The organism is Variovorax sp. 10N412, assembly GCF_056394985.1.
In genome coordinates this window covers 57,806-77,711 of record NZ_JBFTIO010000005.1, presented here as the reverse complement: position 1 = coordinate 77,711, position 19,906 = coordinate 57,806, and the positions used below count along the sequence as shown (strand labels likewise).

Sequence of the window (19,906 nt, the reverse complement as noted above, 5' to 3'; positions counted from 1 at the left end):
CAGCCGCGTCGCGCGTGTCCGACCGATCGTCTAGGCGCCGGTCGGCGCGCTGAGCGACTGCAGCCAGGCCACCGTGGCCTGCAGTTCGGCCGGACGCAGCTCGTGCGCACCCGGAAAGTCCGCGCCCGACAGCGCCAGCGGCAGCGTGCGCGCCAGGTCGCGCGTGACCTGCGCGGCGCTCGGCGGAATCACGTTGTCGGCGCTGCCATGGCTCACCCACAGCGCCTTGCCTTCGAAGGCCTCGGGCGCCGCCACCTGCGGCACCACCTGCGACAGCAGCCGGCTGTGCCACACCATCGCGGCACGCACGGTCTCGGGCTTGGTGAGCAGGAGCGACAGCGCCATGATGCCGCCCTGGCTGAAGCCGCCGACCACCACGCGCTCGGGCGGAACGCCGAGCTGCTGCGCGGCGGAGGCGATCATTTCACCGATCAGGAAGCGGCTTTCGCGCTCCTGCACCTCATCGATCTGCCGCTCGCCATTGGGCAGCACCTGGAACTCGAACCACGCATAGGCGTCGGGCGACAGCACGTAGGGCGCGCGCAGGCTCAGCACGTGAAACTGCGGGGGCAGCATGCGCGCCAGGCCGAACAGGTCCTGCTCGTTGCTGCCGACGCCGTGCATCAGCACCAGCAGCCAGGGGTCGCGCACGGAGGGCTGCGCAGGGTGTTCCAGGAACTTGAGGGGCAGGTGAAGTTGGGTCATGGGTCAAACGCTTGGGTCGTGCAGGGTCGATGTTGAAAGATTCGATGCGGAGATGTCGCAGCCGTCAGCGAAAGCCCTGCGCCAACGCACGCGTGACCTCGGCCGACGACACCTCGCGGCAGCTGGTGGCGTTCTGGCCCGACCACAGCGGAGAGAAGTCGCCGCTGCCCTTGGCCTCGGCCTTGGCGCGCAAGGGCGCGATGCCCGAAGTGGCCAGCGGAAATTCCGGCGCCACGGCACCCAGCGGCCCTAGTTCGCGCATCACGCGGTTCACGATGCCGCGCGCCGGCCGGCCGGTGAAGAGGTTGGTGAGCGCGGTGTGCCGCGCGGCATCGCTCTTGAGCGCCGCGCGATGCGGCGCGCTGGTCGTCGCCTCGGGCGTGAGCAGGTAGGCCGTGCCCACCTGCACGCCCGCCGCGCCCAGCGCCATGGCCGCCGCCACGCCGTGCGCATCGGCAATGCCGCCCGCCGCGATCACCGGCACCTTCACCGCCCGCACCAGCTGCGGCAGCAGCGCGAAGGTGCCGAGCTGCTTCGTCAGGTCGTGCGACAGGAAGTGGCCGCGGTGCCCGCCCGCCTCGAGTCCCTGCGCGATGACCGCGTCGGCGCCATGCGCTTCGAGCCAGAGCGCCTCGTCCAGCGTGGTGGCCGAGGCCAGCACCTTCGCGCCCCAGCCGCGAACCTGCGCGAGCAAGGCTTCGGACGGCAGCCCGAAATGAAAGCTCACCACCGGCGGGCGGAACTCGGCCAGCAGGTCGGCCACCTCGGCGCTGAAGGGGTTGCGGCCCGGCCCGGCGGCAATGCTGGCCGCGTCGATGCCGAACTCCGCGTAGTACGGCGCCAGTGCCGAGCGCCACGTGGCCTCGCGTTCGGCGCTCGGCACCGGCGGCGTGTGGCAGAAGAAGTTGATGTTGTAGGGCTTGCCGGTGCCGGCGCGGATGGCGGCCAGCTCGCTGCGCATGGCCTCGGGGCTCAGCATGGCGCCGGGCAGCGAGCCGAGGGCGCCTTCGTTGCTGACCGCGACGGCCATCGCGCTGCCCTGCACGCCGGCCATGGGCGCCTGGATGAGAGGAAGGTCCGTTCCCAGAAGTTGCTGCAGCGTGGTCATGCGAAGGCTCCTTGTCTTGCGTTGCGCGTCGTCGAATGCCGCGCATTGTCCTGCCAAGCCGGAGGTCGCCGCGGCGGCAGGGTCATCGCCGCGCGGCTTCGGCAAAATGGAGGCATGCCCCGACTCCACCCGACACCGCCCCCGTTCGCCTTATCGAAGCTGTTGCAGCGCCCCGCCGCTGTCGCCCTTGCCGCCGCCGGCCTGCTGGCACTCGGCGGTTGCCCGCAGAAGGACAACGCCGTTGCGGTGCAGGACACGCCCGCACCTGCGGCCGTACCCGCCGCACCTGCGGCATCGACCACGAACGCGCCCGCCGGCGCCGCGCGCTCGCACACATCGGCCACGCTGCGGCGCGCCGACCTCATGGCGCTGGTGTTCCCCGATTCGCAAAGCCCCAACGCCACGCCCCAGCAACCCGACATCGTCTCGCTCCCCGAAATCGGCAACGACGGCAAGACCGTGCCCGGCAGCGCCGCCGAGCAGAAGGCCCGCGTGTCGCCGCGCGAAGTGGTGAAGCTCGACGACACGCACGCCGTCATGCTGACCGAGACCGTGCCGGTCGACGATCAGGGCCAGGCCATGGACGGCCATGCGAGCGGCGCGTGGCTCGGCGCCTACTTCTTCGAGCAGGGCGCCGATGGCTGGAAGCTCACGAGCCGCAGCGACGCGGTCGATTACCTCGGCTTCATGGGCAACCTGGGCAGCACCAAGGTGGAGCGCGTGGCGCCGCAGCGTTTTGCGCTGACCATCACCAGCGGCAGTTGCTGGCAGGGCTACTGCGGACAGTGGCTGTCGGTGTATGCGCTGGACGCAGGCAAGGTGCGCGTGGTCACGCCGAGCATTGCGCTGTCGGCGTCCAACGAAGGGGCGGACGAGGCCTGCGAGAAGGTGCTCAAGTCGCAAAAGCCCGAGGAGCCCGCGAACGGCGAGTGCTACGACATCAGCGGCACGCCCAGCTTCGTGGCCGGCGCCGACGACACCACCCCGGGCGAGATGCGCATCGCCTTCAAGGGCGAGCGCACGGCTAGCGCGAAGAGCAGCCGAGTAGACACCGTCGACAGCACGCTGGTCTATGCCTGGCGCAACGGCGCCTACGTGCTGACCGAGGGCAAGAACCCCGTGCCCTCGTTCTGAGGCCCGGGGCTTCTTCGCGTCACTGCTCGCATCACTCTTCGCTGGTCCACTCCACCTGCACGCCCAGGCTGCGCAGGTTCTCCACGAAGCGCGGATGCGCGCGGCGGATGGGCGCGGCGTTGCGGATCTCCGACTTGCCCTCGATGCTCGCCGCCACCATGAACAGCGCAATGGCCACGCGGATGATGTAGGGGCTCTCGACCACCGCCGGCGTCAGCGGGTTGCCACCGAAGGTGATGAGGCGGTGCGGGTCCGACGAGAACACGTGCGCGCCGAACTTCGAGAGCTCGCCGGTCCAGCCCAGCGCGCCGTCGTACACCTTGTTCCAGAACATCGCATTGCCCTGCGCGCGCACGCCCAGCGCAATGAAGATCGGCAGCAGGTCGACCGGAAAGTAAGGCCACGGCGCCGCCTCGACCTTGGTCAGCACGTTGCTCGTGAAGGGCGTCTGCACCTTCAGCGGCCCCGAGCGGATGGCGCGCGACCAGCCGTCTTCGTGCACGATCTGCACGCCGAACTTCGCGAAGGTGCGGTCGAGCAACGGAAAGTTCTCGGGCGCGCTGTTGCGCACGACCACGTCGCCGCCGGTGATGGCGCCCAGCGCCAGGAAGGTGGTGATCTCGTGGAAGTCTTCGTCGAAGCGGAACTCGCCGCCCGCGAGCGCGCCGCCGCCGTGCACCGTGAGCCGCGAAGTGCCCATGCCCTCGATGCGCACGCCGATCATGGCCATGAAGCGGCAGAACTCCTGCACGTGCGGCTCCGACGCGGCATTGGTCAGCGTCGAGGTGCCGCCCGCGGCAGCCGCGCACAGCACGAAGTTCTCGGTGGTGGTGACCGAGGCGTAGTCGAGCCAGTGATCAGTGGGCGTGAGGCGGCCCCTGCTGTGCACCAGCAGCGAGCCCTCGGTACGCTCCACCTCGCCGCCGAAGCGCTGGAACACCTCCACGTGCGGATCGATCTCGCGCACGCCCAGCGTGCAGCCCTTGACGTTGTCTTCCAGCCGCGCCACGCCGAAGCGCGCCAGCAGCGGCGGCACCAGCATGATCGACGAGCGCATTTCCTCGGGCAGCCGGTGGCGCGCCGCGTCGAAGGTGGTCTCGCGGTGGTGCAGTTCGAGCGTGCCGGTGTCGTGGTCCATGCGCACCTCGCTGCCCAGCGTGCGGAAGATGTCGAGGATCTTGCGCACGTCGGTGATGTCGGGCACGCCGTGCAGTCGCAGCGGCTCCCAGGTCAGCAGGGTGGCGCAGAGCACCGGGAGCACGGCGTTCTTGTTGGCGGAAGGGGTGATGCGGCCGCGGAGCGGCGTACCGCCATGCACGATGAGGTTGGACATGAAGAGGCGAACGGGGGGAAAGGGGGCAGAGGGAAGAGGGAAGCGCGAGGACAGCAGAAAAGAGTCGCGGACAATCCGAAACCGGAGACGGGCACTTTACCGTCAGAAAGCAGCACGAACGGCGCTGAAGTTGTAAGAACTTCGAAGCGAACGCCCACGAATTAACAATTCTTTTGCTTTACATGCGGCCGCCATCCCTCCGGATTCTCAAAACCAACTTCTTATGCGCACGCTCGAAGAACTGATCGACACCGAAGACGCCGCCCTGCCCCTCGTCAAGGAATGGGCCGCAAGCGCCAGCCACCCGTTCGAGATTCTCGAGCCCTCCGAAGCCGCCAGCCAGCGTGTGCTGCTCGCGCTCCAGGTCACGACACGCTCGACCATGGGTGCGGTGGCCCACGACACCGGCGGCCTGCTCATCGACCACGGCTGGCTGCGCGTGCTGGGCTCGGGTCACCCGAAGCTGGCCCGCAACATCGTCGACTGGAACGAAGGGCGCTCGTCGGGCTTCCTGCTCGTGGCGGACGACGTGGTGGGCGGCTTCTTCGCGCTGAACGGCGGCGGGCTCGGGGAAGACGCCGGCGCCATGTACTACTGGGCGCCCGAGACGCTCGGGTGGGAGTCGCTGGAAATCGGCTACAGCGACTTCCTGGAATGGGCGTCGACCGACCGGCTGCAGGTGTTCTACGCCGACGCGCGCTGGAGCGGCTGGCAAGCCGATGTGCAGCACGTCGGCGCGGACCAGTGCTTCAGCTTCTTTCCGTTTCTCTGGACGAAGGAAGGCTCGGTGCAGTCCAGTTCGCGCAAGGCGGTGAGCATTGCCGAGCAGTACGCGCTCAACATCGAACTGGCCGCGACGACGACCGCGGGGTAGATCCGCGCCATGCAAGGCCCACCAGCGGCTTGGCACCTTGCATGCGCTGCGCGCCGCAATCCACGCCAACGCGGCCGGCAGCAAGTTCGGTCAGGACAGGCCGCCTGACGGTGATTCATGATCGCCGCATGGACAACCCGTTGCCCCGCGAACCCGAACTTTTCGTCAGCCTGATCGCGTGGATCGAGGAGCGGCTCGACGAGCCCCTCACGCTCGAGCTGATCGCGCGGCGGGCGGGCTTGTCGACGCATCACTTCTCCCGGATGTTCACCGCCCGCATGGGCCGCAGCGCCATGGCGCACGTGCGCGGACGGCGACTCGTGCGCGGCGCCCGCAGGCTGGCCGCGGAGCCCGACCTGAAGCTCGTCGACCTCGCCTTCGATTGCGGCTTCGAGTCTCAGGAGGCCTTTACACGCGCGTTCAAGCGCCTCTTCGGCGTCTCGCCCGGCCGCTTTCGGGTCGGCTTTTCACCCACTCCCATCGAAGGACAATTTCCCATGAATGCACCCAGCAGCACCTCCACGGCAGTGACCCGGTTGCCGGACCTGATCAGGCTCGAGGCCTTCAGCGTCGCAGGCCCCGCCCGACGCTTCGACGACGCGACGAAGTCCGAGATTCCCCAGCTGTGGGCCGCACTCGTGGGCGCCCTGCCGCTGAAGGGCCAGAGCCCGAGCTGGGCGACGTATGGCGTGGTCTGGAGCGCAGACCGGGAGACAGGCGGTTTCCAGTACATGGCGGGCGTGGGGATGGGTGTGGGTGCAGGGACCGCGCACGAACTGCCAAAGGGCTTCACGGTGAAAGAGATTCCCGCGGCGACCTATGTCGTGTTTCGCATCGCCCTGAACGGGTCTGCGCTCCATCCGCAGGTGAAAAGCGCCATGGCGACCATCTGGGGCGAGTTGATTCCTGCCTCGGGACTGCGAGTGGCCGACAGTCCCGACTTCGAGCTGTACGACGGCCAGTTCGCGCCCGACCAGCCAGGGGCCGTCATCGACTTCCATGTGCCGGTCGAGGTGCAGGGGCGCGCGCCCATTCACGACGAACTTGTTACTCCCCTTTCGCAGCGGTAGCCGATTAGATTGGCCGCCATGCCGGCTTCTCGGCAACGTCGAAAGGACCCGAACCATGACCCACGCCTACACCGGAGGTTGCGCATGCGGCGCCATCCGCTATGAGATTGCCGCCGAGCCGATCTTTCAGAACGAGTGCCAGTGCCGCGACTGCCAACGCAAGAGCGGCACCGGCCACGGCTCGTACCTCACGTTTGCGCGCGGCGGCGTGACGCACAGCGGCCAGGCCGCGCTGTGGGACCTGGTCGGCGACAGCGGCAACGTGAAGACCCGCGCCTTCTGCCCGGCCTGCGGGTCGCCGGTGTACATGACCTTTGCGGCGATGCCAGACATCTTCACGGTGCACGCCGCAAGCCTCGACGAGCCCGGCCGGTACCAGCCGCAGGCGGTCACGTACGCGGTGCGCGGACATGCATGGGATTTTCTGGATACGGCGCTGCCGAAGTTCGACAGGATGCCGCCGATGTGAACGGCCCGCCGCAATGCACGGCGTGCCTGCGAGCGCCCTCAGGCGATCATCGCTTCGAGGTCCGCGGCGAGCACACGCGGCGCGGGCATCTTCTGCACCATTTCCTCGGTGATGCCGATGGCCATCGCGGACTGGCTCGGCCAGAGGCCGCCGACATGGCCCAGGTCCACGCCCTGGCGTTCCAGGGCCACGCGCCACACCGCCAGGTGAAGCACGCCGCCCAGCGCATCGACGCGCTCCGACTGCCCCGGACTCACGAAACTCGAGAGCGCACCGACCAGCTCGGAAGCAAAGTCCCAGCGCTGCGCCAATGACGCACTCACATCGCCGTAGTGATAGCCGAACTCGACGCGCTCGAGCTGCGCGCGCCCGGGTGCATCGAAGGGGTGAACGGCATTGAGAGCAGCCATGCGGCGGGGCATCGCCTGCGCCATGATCAGGTGACCGATGGCATGCATGCTGCCCGCGGTGAATGCCAGGTTGGGGTCGACGCGCGGGGTCTTGGAGGCCAGGTACCGCGAGACCGATGCCACGCGCAGGCTGTGGGCCCAGAAGTCCGGAAGGTCGACGCCCTCCACCTTCCTGAAGACGCCCGACACACCCGAACTCACGACGAACGACCTCACGGTGGAAATGCCGAGCATCAGGATCGCGCCCTGGATCGAGGAGATCTTGCGCCGAAGCCCGAAGAACGGCGCGTTGACCATCTGCAGCACCTTGGCCGCGAGCACCTGATCGAGTTCGATGCGACGCGCCACATCCGCAAAAGACACGTTGTCGTCGCGCAGCATCTCCATCAGGTCGGACACCACCTTCGGCACGGTGGGAAGCGACGCGTCACTGGCAAAAAGTTCGTCGAGTGTCATGGCGTGGAGGTGTGTATTGCCTTGGTATGCAAAAGATTTTCCTCCCGCGTACCGATTAGTAAATACTCCATTTGCGCCAATCTGTAATTTCTACGGATACCGGTAGGACCGGGGTGGATGGGCGACATCACACCCCCGCACCGCATGCTCCCGGCCCACGGCATGGAGGAATATCGAGATGTCTGCTGCCATGTTCGCCGCCCTGTTCTTCACGGTGGCGCTGCTCGTCACCACCGCCTACTTCCTCATGGGTTCCCTGCCGCTTCTGGTGTTGAAGCACGACACGCTGCTCGACGCGCGCTTCGTGCGCGGTTTCTTCAACCTCTACTACGTCACCGCATTCGCGACCGCGACCGCAACGGCGATCAGCTTCGTGTTCGCGGGCCGCCCTGGAATCGCGGCGAGTGCCGCCGCGTTGGCGCTGATTGCAGTCGTGCTGCGCAAAAAGATCATTCCCAAGATGGACGCCCTCGGAACGCAGATCCAGTCGAACTACATGGAGGCCATTCCGGGCTTCCGCAGGACACACATCACCGCCATCCTGATCAACCTCGCACAGCTCGTGGCAATCGTGTGGACGCTCATTTCGCTGAGCAAATAGCTGCAGGACCCAGCCCCCTGCGGCAAGGTCAGCCCTGCGCTCTTGCGGCATTGCGCAGGTCGCGGATCTGGTCGTGGTTTTTCTGAGCGCCCGCGGCCTGCCTCTCCACCACGGCGCGAACATCCGCCGGAAGGGCCTGTTTCAGCGCCTTGCGGTAACGGGCAATGCCCGTGTCTTCGCCGCGCTCGCAAGACTCGAGGATCGACAGCTCGCTGTCCGCGCCCACGCTGCCCTTGAGCTGAACCCAGCCGCGGTGCATCGCGCCCGCCGCCGTGCCGCCCGAGGCAGGCTCGCCGCCGTACTTTTTGATGAGTTGAAGCAGCTCTTCGCCGGCCTGGCGACAACCTTCGGAGCGCGTGAAGAACAGTTGCCTGGCGTTCGCCGTCTCGACCTGCTCCGCGCAGGTGCGAAAGCCGTACTCGCCGTCGCGCGCGTTCTCGAGCAGATCGTTCAGGACGTCGACGACGCTTTCGTTCGACAGGTCTTCGTGGCTCACGATGTCGCTGCCGTTGGCTTGCTTGGCGTAGTAGGTTTCGACCGGGGGCACGCCGGGGGTGCCCGTGAGGGGATCGCGGTTCGCCGAACCTTCGTCGGTCGAGCCGTTGTTGTTGTTGGCCATTCGGGTCTCCTGAAATGCCAGTCTGCAGGTGTACAGCGCTCTTCGAAACCAAAGAGTCGATGGCACTGTGGACGGCGCAACCGCCCCCAGACGTCAGCGCTCCGGTGCCGTCGATGTAGGCGCGCCACGACTTTCGACCCGCTTCGCGCGGTGCAAGCCACATTCGTCGCCCTGGACCAGTGCCACTGAAGTACCATGGCCCGTACTCCCCCCACCCCATGACTCTGCTGTCCCGATTTCAAAAAGAGCAAGCGCTCAAGGCCGCTGGGGTGGCTGTGCCTCCGTATCCGAGCGCGCCGGGCGGCGGAGATTCAGGCACCGATGCGGACATCGCCTTCGTCGACGCGGGCACGGCGTGGGAGCACGAGGTCGACCGTCTCTACATCCAGCTGCTGTCGAAGGCGTCGGAAGCGCCGTCGCGGGAGAGCATCGACAGCTTCGTCGCCGTGTGCGAGAGCCGGGGCCTAGCGGAAGCCCTTGGCCAGCTCAACAGGCGCGTGCCGCACCGCTTCACGGCGGTCTACTGGCTCGACGGCGATCTTTTCAGAAACATCGCGCTGGTCGACAAGGCCGGCGAAGCGCGCCCCGAGTACCTGGCAGAAGTGCCGATGGGCATCAGCTTCTGCCAGTTCGTGCTGCGCGACGGCGCGTTCCTGACCACCAACTCCGCGCACGACGACAGGCTCGACGGGCACCCCTACAAGGGCGTGATGGTGGCCTACCACGGCGTACCGATACCGGGCCCCGACGGCACGCTGCTCGGCACGCTGTGCCATTTCGACCTGCTGGAACGGCCGCTGAGCGACGCCGAGTTCGAGCACCTGCGCAGCGTCGGCCGGGCGCTGCCGCCTTATCTGCCGCAGTATCTGCAGCCGTAGCGCAGGCAGGGTCAGCCCCCGCTGCCCTCGGGCAGCCTGGCGATCACCTTGATTTCGAACTTGAAGCCGTAGAGCCACGTCACGCCGATGCCGGTGAGCGTCGGGTGCGGCGCGTTGCCCCAGTACTCGGGCACCAGCTTCCAGATGGTTTCGAAGTTCGCTTCCGGGTCGACGATGAAGACCGTGACATCGACCACGTCGTCGAACGTGCAGCCTGCGGCCCCCAGCACCGCGTTCAGGTTGTCGAAAGCGAGCCGCCCCTGCGCCTGCAGGTCGGGCTCGGGCGAGCCGTCTTCGCGGCTGCCGACCTGCCCCGAGACGAACAGGAAGCCATTGGAGCGAACCGCCGGCGAATAGCGGTTCTTTTCATAGAGCGCCTGGCGCCCGGGCGGAAAAACGACGTCGCGTTGAGTCATTGGAAGGCCTTGTCGAAAGTGGTTGAAGAAGAACGATGAAGGGACTTTAGGGAACTGCGCCTTGCGGATAAACGGGCAACACCAACAATCACTGTTTGCAGAACCCAAACAATCCGCGACACCAGGAGCAGACATGGACCGTTTCGATGCGATGCAGGCCTTCGCCCGCGTGGTGGAAGCAGGCAGCTTCACCAAGGCGGCCGACACGCTCCACCTGAGCAAGACCAGCGTGACGCAACTCGTGCAGCAGCTGGAGGCCAGGCTGCGCGTGAAGCTGCTCAACCGCACCACGCGCAAGGTGAACGTCACGGCCGACGGTGCGGCCTACTACGAGCGCGTGGTGCGCCTGCTGGCCGACATGGACGATGCGGAGACCAGCCTGTCGAGCGCCGCGGCTTTGCCCCGTGGCCGCCTGCGCGTGGACGTGCCCAGCCCGCTGGCCCGCATGATCCTGGTGCCCGCGCTGTCGGCGTTCCACGCGCGCTACCCCGACATCCAGCTCGACATGGGCGTGAGCGACCGCATGGTGGACGTGATCGGCGACAACGTGGACTGCGTGGTACGCGGCGGCGAACTCACCGACCCGTCATTGATGGCGCGCCGCGTGGGCGACCTGCAGCTGGGCGTGTACGCGGCGCCGAGCTACCTGGAACACGCCGGCACGCCCGAGCACCCGAGCGAGCTGGAAGACACGCATCACCGGGTCGTGGGCTTCCTGTGGTCGCGCACCGGCAAGGCTTTTCCGTATGCCATGCACCGCGGCGGCGAGCGCATCGAGGTGCACGGCCGCCACGTGTTCTCGGTCGACGACGGCAATGCCTACCTTGCCGCCGGGCTCGCCGGGCTGGGGGTGCTCTGGCTGCCGGACTACATGTCGCAGGCGCACCGGTTGCGCGGCGAACTGGTGCCGCTTTTCGAAGAGTGGCGCCTCGACCCGATGCCGCTCTACGTGGCCTTTGCGCCCAACCGGCATGTCAGCGCCAAGCTGCGCGTGTTCATCGATTGGGTGGCCGAGCTGATGGCGCGGCATGCGCCGCCCGCTGTCGGCCGCACGGTGGTGAATGGCTAGCCAGCCAGCTAGCCCGTCAAGGCTTCGCACTGGCCTTCGATGCGGGCGTGAAGAAGGCTCAGGGATGCCGCGAGCAGCCGCTGCAGCGATTCACGCTGGGGGGCGTCGAAGAGCGGTGCCGGATCCGCATCGGACGCGGCGCAGGCGCGGCGTTCTTCGTCCCAGTCGAGCAGTCGCACCAGCGTTTGCGCGCCCTGCACCACGTCGCGCGCATCGTTGAGGAATGCGGCCTGGCTTTGTCGGGACGCATCGAGTTTGTCGGCTTGCACCCAGTCGAAGGGTTTGAACTGGGCGGTGGGACGGAAGGACGAGGCAGGGTTGCCGGCGTGGGTGCCGGCGTCTGAAGCATGGGCCATGGGGCCTCCAAGGATGTCGATTTGCAACAACCGACGCACCCAACGCCAATTGGGGGCGGCAGCTCGAACAGGTTGGCGTACCGGGACATCCTTGCGGAAACCGGCAGGGCGCGAGCCCTCCCGTTCGAGCCGCCTAAAAAGAGGCACAAACGCAAAAGCCGCAGACCTGTGCGGTGACTGCGGCTTTCGTCGCAGGATGTCATCGGGACGCCAATCCCAGCCCCGCTCATCACGAGGCGAAGGCAATGTAAGCGCTCTCGATGGAGCGCGTCAAGTTTCGGGAGCTATGGAATTGCGATGGCGCGGCTTGTTGAATCGGTGAACTTTTCATCTGGCACGCTCGCAATTTTTGCGAGGGCGGTGCGTCAAGCGGCGGTTGGGTGACGGCTGGCCTTGCGTCAATGCACTGGACGTTTGCTTTGGGGACATCCGAACAGGCGGGCTGGGCCCCGTGCCGTCATCCGCCCGGGCGTCGAAGATGTCTGCTTCGCCAGCAAGCGAGCTGGCGTTGGTCGAGGCTAGACTTCTGAGTAGGCCAACATCGGACATTTGCCACCGCCCTCCAGCCACCGCGTTGCCGCACTCATGTTGACCTCGATCAAGAATCAAATGTTTCATCGAACTACGGTTCTCATCCTGACAGCGTGCCTCGGCTTATCGGCCCGCGCCGACCCGATGCCCAGCCTTGCCTACGATGACGGATTCGTTTGGTACTTGTCCGGTCGCCTCGCGGCCGACCTCATCCGATTCCAGGCAACCGCGCGTGCCCAGCCACAACCGGAGGGAGAGGTGGCGGCTCAACGCGCCGATCTTGAGGTCCTTTATCACCGCTATCTCATCGACTGCAAAGGTCCGCTTCCAGAACTCGCCAAGGTGCTTGGGGTATCAGAACTGGGAAAATCGGCGACCCCTGCATTCGCCCTCGCTATCGCGGGCAGCAGGGAGTACGAAATTTGGCCCATCGTCCGGCGATGGAACGACACCGTCATGCTGACCCTCGTTGACACATATGCGAATGGCAACTACGGAATCTTGCCGGACTGCGTCCTCGAACAGTTTCGGAGACAGAATCCGTTCGCCGTACCGTCAACCAGATGACCTCTACCGTGGGCCACAAGCAGCCAATGGGTTCTAGACAAAAGTGCCGAAAGCAAACGTCCAGGTTCAATGCCTTCTGAAGGATCGACTCAATGCGCACAGTTCTTGCAGGCCTTGCAGTAGGCCTCCAAATCGCACTGATGTCGCCTGCGTGGGCAGACACGTCGACCGTGGTCGACTTGGCCACACGTCCAGGCGTGACACAGCGGATGATCTTTGTAGAACCGGATGGCAAACCACGAGCGGCGGCAGTCCTCATCGCTGGCGGCCATGGAGCGCTCAAGATCTTCCCGAACGGCAGCATTGGATGGGGAGACCAGAACTTTCTCGTTCGCAATCGAGGGCTCTTTGCTCAGCGAGGCATTGCGGTTGTCGTCATCGACGCAGCATCCGATAGGCGCTCGGGCCTGGCGGGGCTCAGAGATTCGGACGAACACGTCGCCGACGTCGAAGCGACCATCAAATGGTTGCGCGAGCGTACGGATGTTCCTGTGTGGCTGGTCGGACATAGCCGCGGGACAGAATCTGCTGTCGCTGCGACTCTTCGCCTAGGGCCGGGCCCCACCGGGCCGGATGGACTCGTTATGGCCTCGCCCATTTCCAGCGAATCCACTTTTACCAAGGGGCATGCTGTATCGCATTTCAATTTGGAAAAGCTGCAGCTGCCCGTACTCGTGCTGGCCCATCACGAAGACGGCTGCTCGGTGACAGCGCCCAAAGACCTGCCACTTGTGGTGGATCGACTGACAGGCACCTCACGAAAGAATGTGGTCGAGTTGACTGGAGGGAAACCTTCTGGCGATCTATGTGCGCACCAAGGCACGCATGGGTTTGGCGGATTGGATTACCCGGCAGTTCAGGCTATTGCTGACTTCGTCCTGCAATGATGACAGCGCCTGCGTGCAGAGCCTGAAGTCGGCGGCTGAAAACGGTCAGTCGCGATGACGTCGCAATGGACTGGCTCAATCTGAAGCGCTCGTCGAAACGCTGCCCTCGGATTGCCAGCGGCCTTTTCCAACTTAGACCAAGTACAGGTCCGCGACCAAACTGTCTTGATTGCATTTGTTTAAGCGATCAAGCCCTGATTGAAGACGCCCAAGGCGTACCAGTCCGTCTGAAGATGCGCCATCTTGGTAAAAGAAAGCAATGTTTCCCCACGGAGCGTAGAAGCAAATGTCCCCCGATGACGGCGTATACGAACTCGGGGCGCCTTCAGTTGAAAGCTTGCGCGGCAGATCTGCGATCTTCTCTGTTGCCTCGTAGTCTTGCAAATGCAGCGTCATGGGAAGAAGCGAGGCGAAATCCGCTGCACTTGGACTGGTGTCAAGCTCTCCAGTTGCAACGACAGCACCGTCAACGACGATGTTGAGCTTCATTCGGCTCTTTTGTCTCGTTGAGCCAGAAGAATTTATTGCATCAGGTGGTCTGTCGCTCGACGTCATCAAATCAGTTTCTCCGGCGTGATCGGAAGATCGCGCACACGCTTGCCAGTGGCATGAAAGATCGCGTTGGCGATGGCGGCCGGAATCCCCACCATGCCCAGCTCGCCCATGCCCTTCACGCCCAGCGGATTGACGATGGTGTCTTCTTCCTCGACGAAGATGGTTTCGATGGAATGGATGTCGGCGTTCACCGGCACGTGGTAATGCTGCAGGTTGGCATTCATGATTCGGCCATAGCGGTGGTCGATCTCGGTCGCTTCTTCCAGTGCCATGCCGATGCCCCAGACCACGCCACCGATCTCCTGGCTGTGGGAGGCGAGCGGATTCAGGATCTTGCCGCAGGCGGTGACCTCGATAACGCGAGTGACCTTTACCGTGCCCAGGTCCGGATCGACCTTCACCTCGACGAACTGCGCGCCGTGCGCGAGCGAGGTGTACTTCGCGCGCTCGGGCGACGGTGTCGAGTCGTAGGTCTCGGCGATCTCGCTCGTGCCGGTGTGGCGCATGACCTCGGCGATGACGACCGAGCGCGACGGATCGCTCTTGAGGCTCAAGACGCCATCGAGCATGTCCACGTCCGCTGCGTTCGCGCCCTTCAGCGGCGACGCAGCATCCCGGTTCGCAAGATCCAGCAGCTTCGCGACGATGGTGAGCGCCGCACCTCGCACCGCCGAACCCACGCTGGATGTTGTCCACGAGCCGCCCTGCGCCGGCGCCTTCGGCTGCCGCGTGTCGCCCAGCTCGAAATGCACCTGGTCCAGCCGAAGACCGAGGAACTCGGCCGCGATCATGGTCATCACCGTGTAGGTGCCCGGCCCGATGTCGCTGGTCGCGCTGGTCACGCTCGCCGTCCCATCGGCACGGAAGATGACGCGTGCGCTGGCGGGCATCTGCATCGCACCCCACACGCTGGAGGCCATGCCCCATCCCACCAGCAGGCGGCCGTCGCGCATCGAGCGTGGCTCGGCCTTGCGGTTCTTCCAGCCGAACTTCTCGGCACCCAGGCGGTAGCACTCGCGCAGCGCCTTGCTGGAGAACGGCTTGCCGCTTTCAGGATCGACTTCGGCGTAGTTGACGAGCCGCAATTCCATTGGATCGATCTTGAGCGTGTAGGCCAGTTCGTCCATGGCGCATTCGAGCGCGAACATGCCACTCACCGCGCCGGGCGCGCGCATCCACGTCGGCGTGCCCAGATCCGTTGCCGCGACCTTCAACGGCGCGTGAAGGTTGGGGCAGGCATAGAGCTGCCGCGTGAAGCCGGTGGTCGAATCCGAGAACGCCTCGAACGACGAGGTGTTGTGGAACGCCTCGTGGATCATCGATGTCAGCTTGCCGTTGCGGTCGGCGCCCAGCGCGATCTTCTGGATGGTGTTCGGCCGGTAACCGTGTCCGGTGAACATCTGGGTGCGTGTGTAGACCACCTTGACCGGGCGCTTGAGTTCACGCGCCGCCATCGCCGTCAGCGACGGGTAGTAGTTCGGCTTGAGCGACGCGCCGAAGGCGCCCCCCACGAACGGAGACACCACGCGGATGTTCCCGGCAGGCACGCCGAGGCTTTCTGCCAGATGCTTCTGCACGCCGAAGACTTCCTGCGTCTTGTCGAAGATCGTGAGCTGATCGCCCTGCCAGAACGCGATGGCGGCGTGCGGCTCGATCGGATTGTGATGGTTGATCGGAATGCGGTACTCCGCCTCGACCTTGACCGCCGCGGCCTGCATCGCGGCGACCGGGTTGCCGCGGGGCGTGCCCTTTGCCGTGGCAGGGTCCGGCTGCGCGCGGTCCAGCACCGTCGAGAAGTCGGTGTTGTGCGACTCGGTCTGGTAGGTCGTTTTGACGAGCCGCGCCGCATACCTTGCCTGTTCGTAGCTCTCGGCCACGACCAGCGCGATCGGCTGGCCGTTGAAGAAAACGCGGTCCGATTGCAGCGGCCACGACCACGCTGGCGCTGCACCGGCCGCGGGTGCCGGACCGAGCCTGCCCGCGTTCAGATGCGTGAAGACACGGATCACGCCGCCCGCCTGTTCGGCTTCGCGCGTGTCGATGGCGGTGATGCGGCCCTTGGCCACCGTGCTCAGCACGATGAAGCCGTAGCTGACATTCGGGATCTGGAACTCTGCCGTGTACTTCGCCTTGCCGGTGACCTTGGCGAGCCCGTCGACGCGGGTCGTTTCCTTGCCTAGATAGCGTGCCATGTGATTTCCCTTCTTCACGCCAGGCGCGAAGCGCGCATCAGCGCCCGCACCACAGAACGGCGACCCAGTTCCACTTTGTGGGCGTTGTGCGCCAGCGGACGCGCATCGCGCAGCGCGGCTTCGGCAGCGCGTTGGAATGTGGCCTCGTCGGCACGCTGGCCCACGAGCACCGCTTCGGCCTCTGCACTGCGCCAGGGCTTGTGCGCGACGCTGCCCAGCACCACGCGCGCCTGCCGGATCCTGCTGCCGTCCATGTCCAGCGCGGCAGCCACGGAGACCATCGCGAAAGCGTATGAGGCACGGTCGCGCACCTTCAGGTAGTGCGCGTTGCGCGCGAAGTCTCCCGCGGACACGGGCAGCTCGATCGCGACGATCAACTCTCCATGCTCCAGGTTGTTGTCGCGCTGCGGCGTGTCGCCCGGCAGCCGATGAAAGTCGGTGATGGCGATCAGTCGCTCGCGGCCGTCCGGCGCGCGCACGCGCACCCTGGCATCGAGTGCGTACAACGCGGTGGCCATGTCGCCGGGATAGGTCGCGACGCAAGCCTCGCTCCAGCCGAGGATCGCGCCGATCTTGTTGAGGCCCTCGCGCGCGCCGCAGCCACTGCCGACCTCGCGCTTGTTGCACGGCATGGATGTGTCGTAGAAGTAATTGCAGCGCGTGCGCTGCAGCAGGTTGCCGCCGTTGGTGGCCATGTTGCGCAACTGACCCGAGGCGCCCGCGACGATCGCCTGCGTGAGCAGCGGGTAGTTCTCGCGGATCAGCGGGTGGTTGGCCGTCTCTGTGTTGGTGGCCAGGGCCCCGATAGAGAGGCCGGCGCGCGTGCGCTGGATGTCGCGCAGCGGCAGGCGGGTGATGTCGACCAGGCGCGTCGGGCGCTCGACGTCTTCTTTCATCAGGTCCAGCAGATTGCTTCCGCCCGCAAGGTATTTGGCTTGCGGCAGGGCCGACATGGCGGCGGTCGCGGACGTGGCATCCGTTGCCCGCACGTACTCAAACGGTCGCATGGCCGTCCTCCTTGCTGGGTGTCGTGGTCATCGCCAGCTGCGTCTCGGTGGCGAAGCCCCAGGTTTGCGCGGCCTGCCGGCCCGAATGCACCTCCTGAATCGCCGCGACGATGCCCGGGTAGGCACCGCAGCGGCAGATGTTGCCGCTCATGCGCTCCTTGATCTCGTCGTCGGTCAGGCGCGTGGTGGTCTTCCCGACGTTCTCGGTGACGTGGCTGACCTGGCCGCGCTGTGCTTCGCCCAACATGCCAACGGCGGAGCAGATCTGGCCCGACGTGCAGTAGCCGCACTGGAAGCCGTCGTGCTTGACGAAGGCCGCCTGCATAGGATGCAGCTGGCCTCCCTTCGCCAGTCCTTCGATGGTCGTGACCTCGCGGCCCTGCAGCGTAGCAGCCAGCGTCAGGCAGGAGAGGACGCGTTGTCCGTCCACCAGCACGGTGCAGGCGCCGCACTGGCCCTGGTCGCACCCCTTCTTGGAGCCTGTCAGCGCAAGGCGCTCGCGAAGCGCGTCGAGCAGCACGACGCGTGAGTCGATGTCCAGCGCATGCGGTGTGCCGTTGACCAGGAAGCTGACCTTCACGACGTTCTGCGCGACGACGGGCGCGGAGGCCGCGCCGGGCACAGGCGGCATCTGCGCGAGCGCAGATTCGGTCGCCAGCAGGTTGGCGGCGAAGAGGCCGATGCCACCGCCGCCGGTCTGCATCATGAACGTGCGTCGCGCTTGCCCCACGTCGTTGAGTGCGGGCATTTCTCGCAGCAGTGCCGCTTCGTCGGCATTGAGTTCGGACGGGAGATCATTCTTGATTTCGTGGGGCATGGACGGTGTCCTTTCAAAATGGGATGCGGTGGCAGTTCGCCAGCTCATCGCGGTGCGTGTTGGCCGGGGCCGTGCTTGACCGTGCGCAGCGAAGCCTTCTGCGGGCTTTTTTTTGGTTGTTCTTTGCCGCGTTCGACTGTGTCAAACACGCCGCGCGTCGACTACGTGACAAATGCTTAATGCCTTTATTACTTCAGCTAATGAATTTCAGGCCGCGGGCTGCGTTGAGTCTTCATTGCCTTGAGAATCCGACCTTGACGCTGCCCTGTCCGAGCGCTTGCGCCAAACCGGCCGGGTCGTCCACCCGACCCAGACGCGTGTACGAATACTGCGAATCGAACGTCAGATAGAAGACGACTACGGTGCTCGTGCCGTACAGCATGAGGTCGCCGTTGCGGATCGTTCCCGGTCGCCTAGCGTTCGCGGGCAACTCCATCGCCAAGTCGAACTTCTTTTCGTTGGCGTTGAGATCGGTCATGTCGAGCGTCATCGGCAGTCGCGCAGCGAACGCACGGGCGGCATCCGTATCGGCCAGGGTCACGGCCATGCGACGTTCGCCGACGGTCATCCACATGCGTGACTCGGCGTGACTGGCACCGACAGCGAGCAGGCCGATGCACAAGCCCGCAAGGTGCAGGCGCCACCGTCTGCGAGGTTTGACCGTCGTGGCGAAAGGAACGAGGCTTTGGATCATGTCGATTTCGTGCGGTCAGCACGCGCTGTCAAGACAACCAGAAACGCGCCGATCAGCAACAAGCCGGCGCTGAAAGAAAAGGTGCTCCGGTAGCCGCTACCGTCGAACAGCAGGCCACCCACCGTGGAGCCGAGCGCGATGGAGAGTTGCACCACCGCCACCATGAGCCCGCCGCCGGCTTCGGCGTCTTGCGGCAGCGTGCGTGCGATCCACAGCCACCAGCCGACAGGCGCTGCGGTTGCCACCAGGCCCCAGACGCCCAGCAGCACCGTCGTGGCAGACACCGAGTCTCCCGCGGCGACAAGCGTCACCGCGATCGCGGCCATCAGCACCGGAATGATCGTCAGCGTGCCGTAGAACCCGAGCTTCAGAAACCGGCCGATGACCGTGGTGCCGACGAAGCCAGCGACACCCAGCATCAGCAGCACCAGCGACAGCGTTGACACATCGACCTGCGTCACTGTCTCCAGGAACGGCCGCAGGTAAGTGAACAGCGCGAACTGCCCCATGAAGAAGATGCCAACTGCCAACATGCCGAGCACGACCAGCCGGTTCTTGAAGAGCCTGAAGACATTGCCCGAGCCACGCGAACGTGGCTGTACCTTCATGGCCGGCAGACTGAACCACTGCCAGACGAATGCGATCGCCGCCACCGGCACCAGGCAGAAGAACGCGCCGCGCCACCCGATGACCGAGGAGAGGAAGCTGCCCAGCGGCGCCGCCACGACCGTGGCCAGCGCATTGCCGCTGTTGAAGATCGCGAGTGCACGCGGCACCTTGGACGGTGGCACGAGTTGCATGGCGGTGGCCGCCGACATGGACCAGAAGCCTCCGACCACGACACCGATCAGCGCCCTGCCCGCCATGTAGGTCAGGTAGTTGGGTGCGAGCGCGACGATGGCCCCCGAGAGGCACATCAGCGCGGTCAGCGACAGCAGCAGTGCTTTGCGGTCGATCCTCGTGGCGATTGCCGAGATCGACAGGCTGGTAAGCACCGCGAAGGCGCCGGAGATGGCGATGCCCTGTCCCGCCATGCCTTCGGTGACCTTGAGGTCGGTCGCCAACGGCGTCAGCAGGCTGACGGGCATGAACTCCGAGGCGATCAGTGCAAAGACGCACAGCGTCATCGCGAAGACTCCGCCCCAGTGGGCTGGCTGC

The 19,906-nt window shown here is 65.6% G+C and carries 22 protein-coding genes; 9 read left to right on the top strand and 13 right to left on the bottom strand.

Annotation, left to right across the window (positions count from 1 at the left end; all coding sequences use genetic code 11):
- Positions 1-30 precede the first annotated feature (30 nt).
- Both AC1DJH_RS14430 and AC1DJH_RS14425 read right to left on the bottom strand, forming a co-directional pair.
- A complete protein-coding gene (locus tag AC1DJH_RS14430) occupies positions 31-705 on the bottom strand; it encodes an alpha/beta hydrolase (RefSeq protein WP_472115953.1) in 675 nt (224 codons plus the stop codon).
- 64 nt (positions 706-769) lie between these two features.
- The gene (locus AC1DJH_RS14425; RefSeq protein ID WP_478186118.1) at positions 770-1,813 is read right to left on the bottom strand and encodes an NAD(P)H-dependent flavin oxidoreductase; all 1,044 of its coding nucleotides are present in this window, start codon (positions 1,811-1,813) and stop codon (positions 770-772) included.
- A gap of 162 nt (positions 1,814-1,975) precedes the next feature.
- Between AC1DJH_RS14425 and AC1DJH_RS14420 the strand changes: the two genes are divergently transcribed.
- Complete coding sequence (locus AC1DJH_RS14420; protein ID WP_478186117.1) at positions 1,976-2,947, top strand: hypothetical protein; 972 nt, start codon at positions 1,976-1,978, stop codon at positions 2,945-2,947.
- 31 nt (positions 2,948-2,978) lie between these two features.
- Here AC1DJH_RS14420 and AC1DJH_RS14415 read toward each other — a convergent pair whose 3' ends face one another.
- Positions 2,979-4,280 carry a UDP-N-acetylglucosamine 1-carboxyvinyltransferase gene (locus AC1DJH_RS14415; RefSeq protein ID WP_472115962.1) on the bottom strand — a complete coding sequence of 434 codons (1,302 nt, stop codon included), beginning with the start codon at positions 4,278-4,280 and terminating at the stop codon, positions 2,979-2,981.
- Positions 4,281-4,503: 223 nt separating this feature from the next.
- Between AC1DJH_RS14415 and AC1DJH_RS14410 the strand changes: the two genes are divergently transcribed.
- The 3 genes from AC1DJH_RS14410 to AC1DJH_RS14400 all read left to right on the top strand — a co-directional run bounded on the left by AC1DJH_RS14410 (position 4,504) and on the right by AC1DJH_RS14400 (position 6,693).
- Positions 4,504-5,154: a DUF2625 domain-containing protein gene (locus tag AC1DJH_RS14410; RefSeq protein ID WP_472115965.1), complete on the top strand. Its 651-nt coding sequence runs from the start codon at positions 4,504-4,506 to the stop codon at positions 5,152-5,154.
- A gap of 128 nt (positions 5,155-5,282) precedes the next feature.
- A complete protein-coding gene (locus AC1DJH_RS14405) occupies positions 5,283-6,224 on the top strand; it encodes a helix-turn-helix domain-containing protein (RefSeq protein ID WP_478186116.1) in 942 nt (313 codons plus the stop codon).
- A gap of 55 nt (positions 6,225-6,279) precedes the next feature.
- Positions 6,280-6,693 (top strand): GFA family protein, encoded by a 414-nt coding sequence (locus AC1DJH_RS14400; RefSeq protein WP_472115971.1) that lies wholly within the window; start codon positions 6,280-6,282, stop codon positions 6,691-6,693.
- A gap of 38 nt (positions 6,694-6,731) precedes the next feature.
- Here the strand turns inward: AC1DJH_RS14400 and AC1DJH_RS14395 are convergent, their stop codons facing one another.
- Entirely contained in the window at positions 6,732-7,559 is an 828-nt protein-coding gene (locus AC1DJH_RS14395; protein ID WP_472115974.1) for an HDOD domain-containing protein, read from the bottom strand.
- A 178-nt stretch (positions 7,560-7,737) separates the two neighbouring features.
- Here AC1DJH_RS14395 and AC1DJH_RS14390 point away from each other — a divergent pair, with 178 nt between their 5' ends.
- Entirely contained in the window at positions 7,738-8,160 is a 423-nt protein-coding gene (locus tag AC1DJH_RS14390) for a hypothetical protein (protein ID WP_472115977.1), read from the top strand.
- 28 nt (positions 8,161-8,188) lie between these two features.
- Here AC1DJH_RS14390 and AC1DJH_RS14385 read toward each other — a convergent pair whose 3' ends face one another.
- Positions 8,189-8,779: a ferritin-like domain-containing protein gene (locus AC1DJH_RS14385; protein WP_472115980.1), complete on the bottom strand. Its 591-nt coding sequence runs from the start codon at positions 8,777-8,779 to the stop codon at positions 8,189-8,191.
- 269 nt (positions 8,780-9,048) lie between these two features.
- Here AC1DJH_RS14385 and AC1DJH_RS14380 point away from each other — a divergent pair, with 269 nt between their 5' ends.
- Complete coding sequence (locus AC1DJH_RS14380; protein WP_478186115.1) at positions 9,049-9,657, top strand: GAF domain-containing protein; 609 nt, start codon at positions 9,049-9,051, stop codon at positions 9,655-9,657.
- Between the two features lie 11 nt (positions 9,658-9,668).
- On the opposite strand, the gene AC1DJH_RS14375 is transcribed toward AC1DJH_RS14380, so the two are convergent.
- Positions 9,669-10,073 carry a RidA family protein gene (locus tag AC1DJH_RS14375; RefSeq protein ID WP_478186114.1) on the bottom strand — a complete coding sequence of 135 codons (405 nt, stop codon included), beginning with the start codon at positions 10,071-10,073 and terminating at the stop codon, positions 9,669-9,671.
- A 133-nt stretch (positions 10,074-10,206) separates the two neighbouring features.
- Between AC1DJH_RS14375 and AC1DJH_RS14370 the strand changes: the two genes are divergently transcribed.
- The gene (locus tag AC1DJH_RS14370; RefSeq protein WP_472115989.1) at positions 10,207-11,142 is read left to right on the top strand and encodes a LysR family transcriptional regulator; all 936 of its coding nucleotides are present in this window, start codon (positions 10,207-10,209) and stop codon (positions 11,140-11,142) included.
- Positions 11,143-11,150: 8 nt separating this feature from the next.
- Here AC1DJH_RS14370 and AC1DJH_RS14365 read toward each other — a convergent pair whose 3' ends face one another.
- On the bottom strand, positions 11,151-11,498 hold the full coding sequence (locus AC1DJH_RS14365) for a hypothetical protein (RefSeq protein WP_472115992.1): 348 nt from the start codon (positions 11,496-11,498) through the stop codon (positions 11,151-11,153).
- Between the two features lie 585 nt (positions 11,499-12,083).
- Between AC1DJH_RS14365 and AC1DJH_RS14360 the strand changes: the two genes are divergently transcribed.
- A complete protein-coding gene (locus AC1DJH_RS14360; RefSeq protein ID WP_472115995.1) occupies positions 12,084-12,596 on the top strand; it encodes a hypothetical protein in 513 nt (170 codons plus the stop codon).
- 92 nt (positions 12,597-12,688) lie between these two features.
- Positions 12,689-13,483, top strand: coding sequence for an alpha/beta hydrolase (locus tag AC1DJH_RS14355; protein ID WP_478186113.1), 795 nt, complete (start codon positions 12,689-12,691; stop codon positions 13,481-13,483).
- A gap of 132 nt (positions 13,484-13,615) precedes the next feature.
- Here AC1DJH_RS14355 and AC1DJH_RS14350 read toward each other — a convergent pair whose 3' ends face one another.
- From AC1DJH_RS14350 to AC1DJH_RS14325, 6 genes are all read right to left on the bottom strand, one after another.
- A complete protein-coding gene (locus AC1DJH_RS14350) occupies positions 13,616-13,972 on the bottom strand; it encodes a cyclophilin-like fold protein (RefSeq protein ID WP_472116001.1) in 357 nt (118 codons plus the stop codon).
- 65 nt (positions 13,973-14,037) lie between these two features.
- Entirely contained in the window at positions 14,038-16,230 is a 2,193-nt protein-coding gene (locus tag AC1DJH_RS14345; RefSeq protein WP_472116004.1) for a xanthine dehydrogenase family protein molybdopterin-binding subunit, read from the bottom strand.
- A 14-nt stretch (positions 16,231-16,244) separates the two neighbouring features.
- A complete protein-coding gene (locus tag AC1DJH_RS14340; RefSeq protein ID WP_472116008.1) occupies positions 16,245-17,237 on the bottom strand; it encodes an FAD binding domain-containing protein in 993 nt (330 codons plus the stop codon).
- Positions 17,224-18,054, bottom strand: coding sequence for a 2Fe-2S iron-sulfur cluster-binding protein (locus tag AC1DJH_RS14335; RefSeq protein WP_472116011.1), 831 nt, complete (start codon positions 18,052-18,054; stop codon positions 17,224-17,226). Before AC1DJH_RS14335 ends, AC1DJH_RS14340 begins: the two co-directional genes overlap by 14 nt.
- A 232-nt stretch (positions 18,055-18,286) precedes the next feature.
- Positions 18,287-18,748: a cyclophilin-like fold protein gene (locus AC1DJH_RS14330; RefSeq protein ID WP_472116014.1), complete on the bottom strand. Its 462-nt coding sequence runs from the start codon at positions 18,746-18,748 to the stop codon at positions 18,287-18,289.
- Positions 18,745-19,875, bottom strand: coding sequence for an MFS transporter (locus tag AC1DJH_RS14325; protein ID WP_472116157.1), 1,131 nt, complete (start codon positions 19,873-19,875; stop codon positions 18,745-18,747). The genes AC1DJH_RS14330 and AC1DJH_RS14325 overlap by 4 nt, the downstream gene beginning before the upstream one ends.
- Between the last annotated feature and the right edge of the window lie 31 nt (positions 19,876-19,906).

What these genes read in the sequence shown, in the direction of transcription:
- AC1DJH_RS14395 (WP_472115974.1), bottom strand. Translation starts at nt 7,559, where the DNA reads ATGACACTCGACGAACTTTTTGCCAGTGACGCGTCGCTTCCCACCGTG.
- AC1DJH_RS14405 (WP_478186116.1), top strand. Translation starts at nt 5,283, where the DNA reads ATGGACAACCCGTTGCCCCGCGAACCCGAACTTTTCGTCAGCCTGATC.
- AC1DJH_RS14355 (WP_478186113.1), top strand. Translation starts at nt 12,689, where the DNA reads ATGCGCACAGTTCTTGCAGGCCTTGCAGTAGGCCTCCAAATCGCACTG.
- AC1DJH_RS14430 (WP_472115953.1), bottom strand. Translation starts at nt 705, where the DNA reads ATGACCCAACTTCACCTGCCCCTCAAGTTCCTGGAACACCCTGCGCAG.
- AC1DJH_RS14425 (WP_478186118.1), bottom strand. Translation starts at nt 1,813, where the DNA reads ATGACCACGCTGCAGCAACTTCTGGGAACGGACCTTCCTCTCATCCAG.
- AC1DJH_RS14345 (WP_472116004.1), bottom strand. Translation starts at nt 16,230, where the DNA reads ATGGCACGCTATCTAGGCAAGGAAACGACCCGCGTCGACGGGCTCGCC.
- AC1DJH_RS14325 (WP_472116157.1), bottom strand. Translation starts at nt 19,875, where the DNA reads ATGACGCTGTGCGTCTTTGCACTGATCGCCTCGGAGTTCATGCCCGTC.
- AC1DJH_RS14335 (WP_472116011.1), bottom strand. Translation starts at nt 18,054, where the DNA reads ATGCCCCACGAAATCAAGAATGATCTCCCGTCCGAACTCAATGCCGAC.
- AC1DJH_RS14340 (WP_472116008.1), bottom strand. Translation starts at nt 17,237, where the DNA reads ATGCGACCGTTTGAGTACGTGCGGGCAACGGATGCCACGTCCGCGACC.
- AC1DJH_RS14415 (WP_472115962.1), bottom strand. Translation starts at nt 4,280, where the DNA reads ATGTCCAACCTCATCGTGCATGGCGGTACGCCGCTCCGCGGCCGCATC.
- AC1DJH_RS14385 (WP_472115980.1), bottom strand. Translation starts at nt 8,779, where the DNA reads ATGGCCAACAACAACAACGGCTCGACCGACGAAGGTTCGGCGAACCGC.
- AC1DJH_RS14370 (WP_472115989.1), top strand. Translation starts at nt 10,207, where the DNA reads ATGGACCGTTTCGATGCGATGCAGGCCTTCGCCCGCGTGGTGGAAGCA.
- AC1DJH_RS14350 (WP_472116001.1), bottom strand. Translation starts at nt 13,972, where the DNA reads ATGAAGCTCAACATCGTCGTTGACGGTGCTGTCGTTGCAACTGGAGAG.
- AC1DJH_RS14375 (WP_478186114.1), bottom strand. Translation starts at nt 10,073, where the DNA reads ATGACTCAACGCGACGTCGTTTTTCCGCCCGGGCGCCAGGCGCTCTAT.
- AC1DJH_RS14365 (WP_472115992.1), bottom strand. Translation starts at nt 11,498, where the DNA reads ATGGCCCATGCTTCAGACGCCGGCACCCACGCCGGCAACCCTGCCTCG.
- AC1DJH_RS14410 (WP_472115965.1), top strand. Translation starts at nt 4,504, where the DNA reads ATGCGCACGCTCGAAGAACTGATCGACACCGAAGACGCCGCCCTGCCC.
- AC1DJH_RS14390 (WP_472115977.1), top strand. Translation starts at nt 7,738, where the DNA reads ATGTCTGCTGCCATGTTCGCCGCCCTGTTCTTCACGGTGGCGCTGCTC.
- AC1DJH_RS14330 (WP_472116014.1), bottom strand. Translation starts at nt 18,748, where the DNA reads ATGATCCAAAGCCTCGTTCCTTTCGCCACGACGGTCAAACCTCGCAGA.
- AC1DJH_RS14360 (WP_472115995.1), top strand. Translation starts at nt 12,084, where the DNA reads ATGTTGACCTCGATCAAGAATCAAATGTTTCATCGAACTACGGTTCTC.
- AC1DJH_RS14400 (WP_472115971.1), top strand. Translation starts at nt 6,280, where the DNA reads ATGACCCACGCCTACACCGGAGGTTGCGCATGCGGCGCCATCCGCTAT.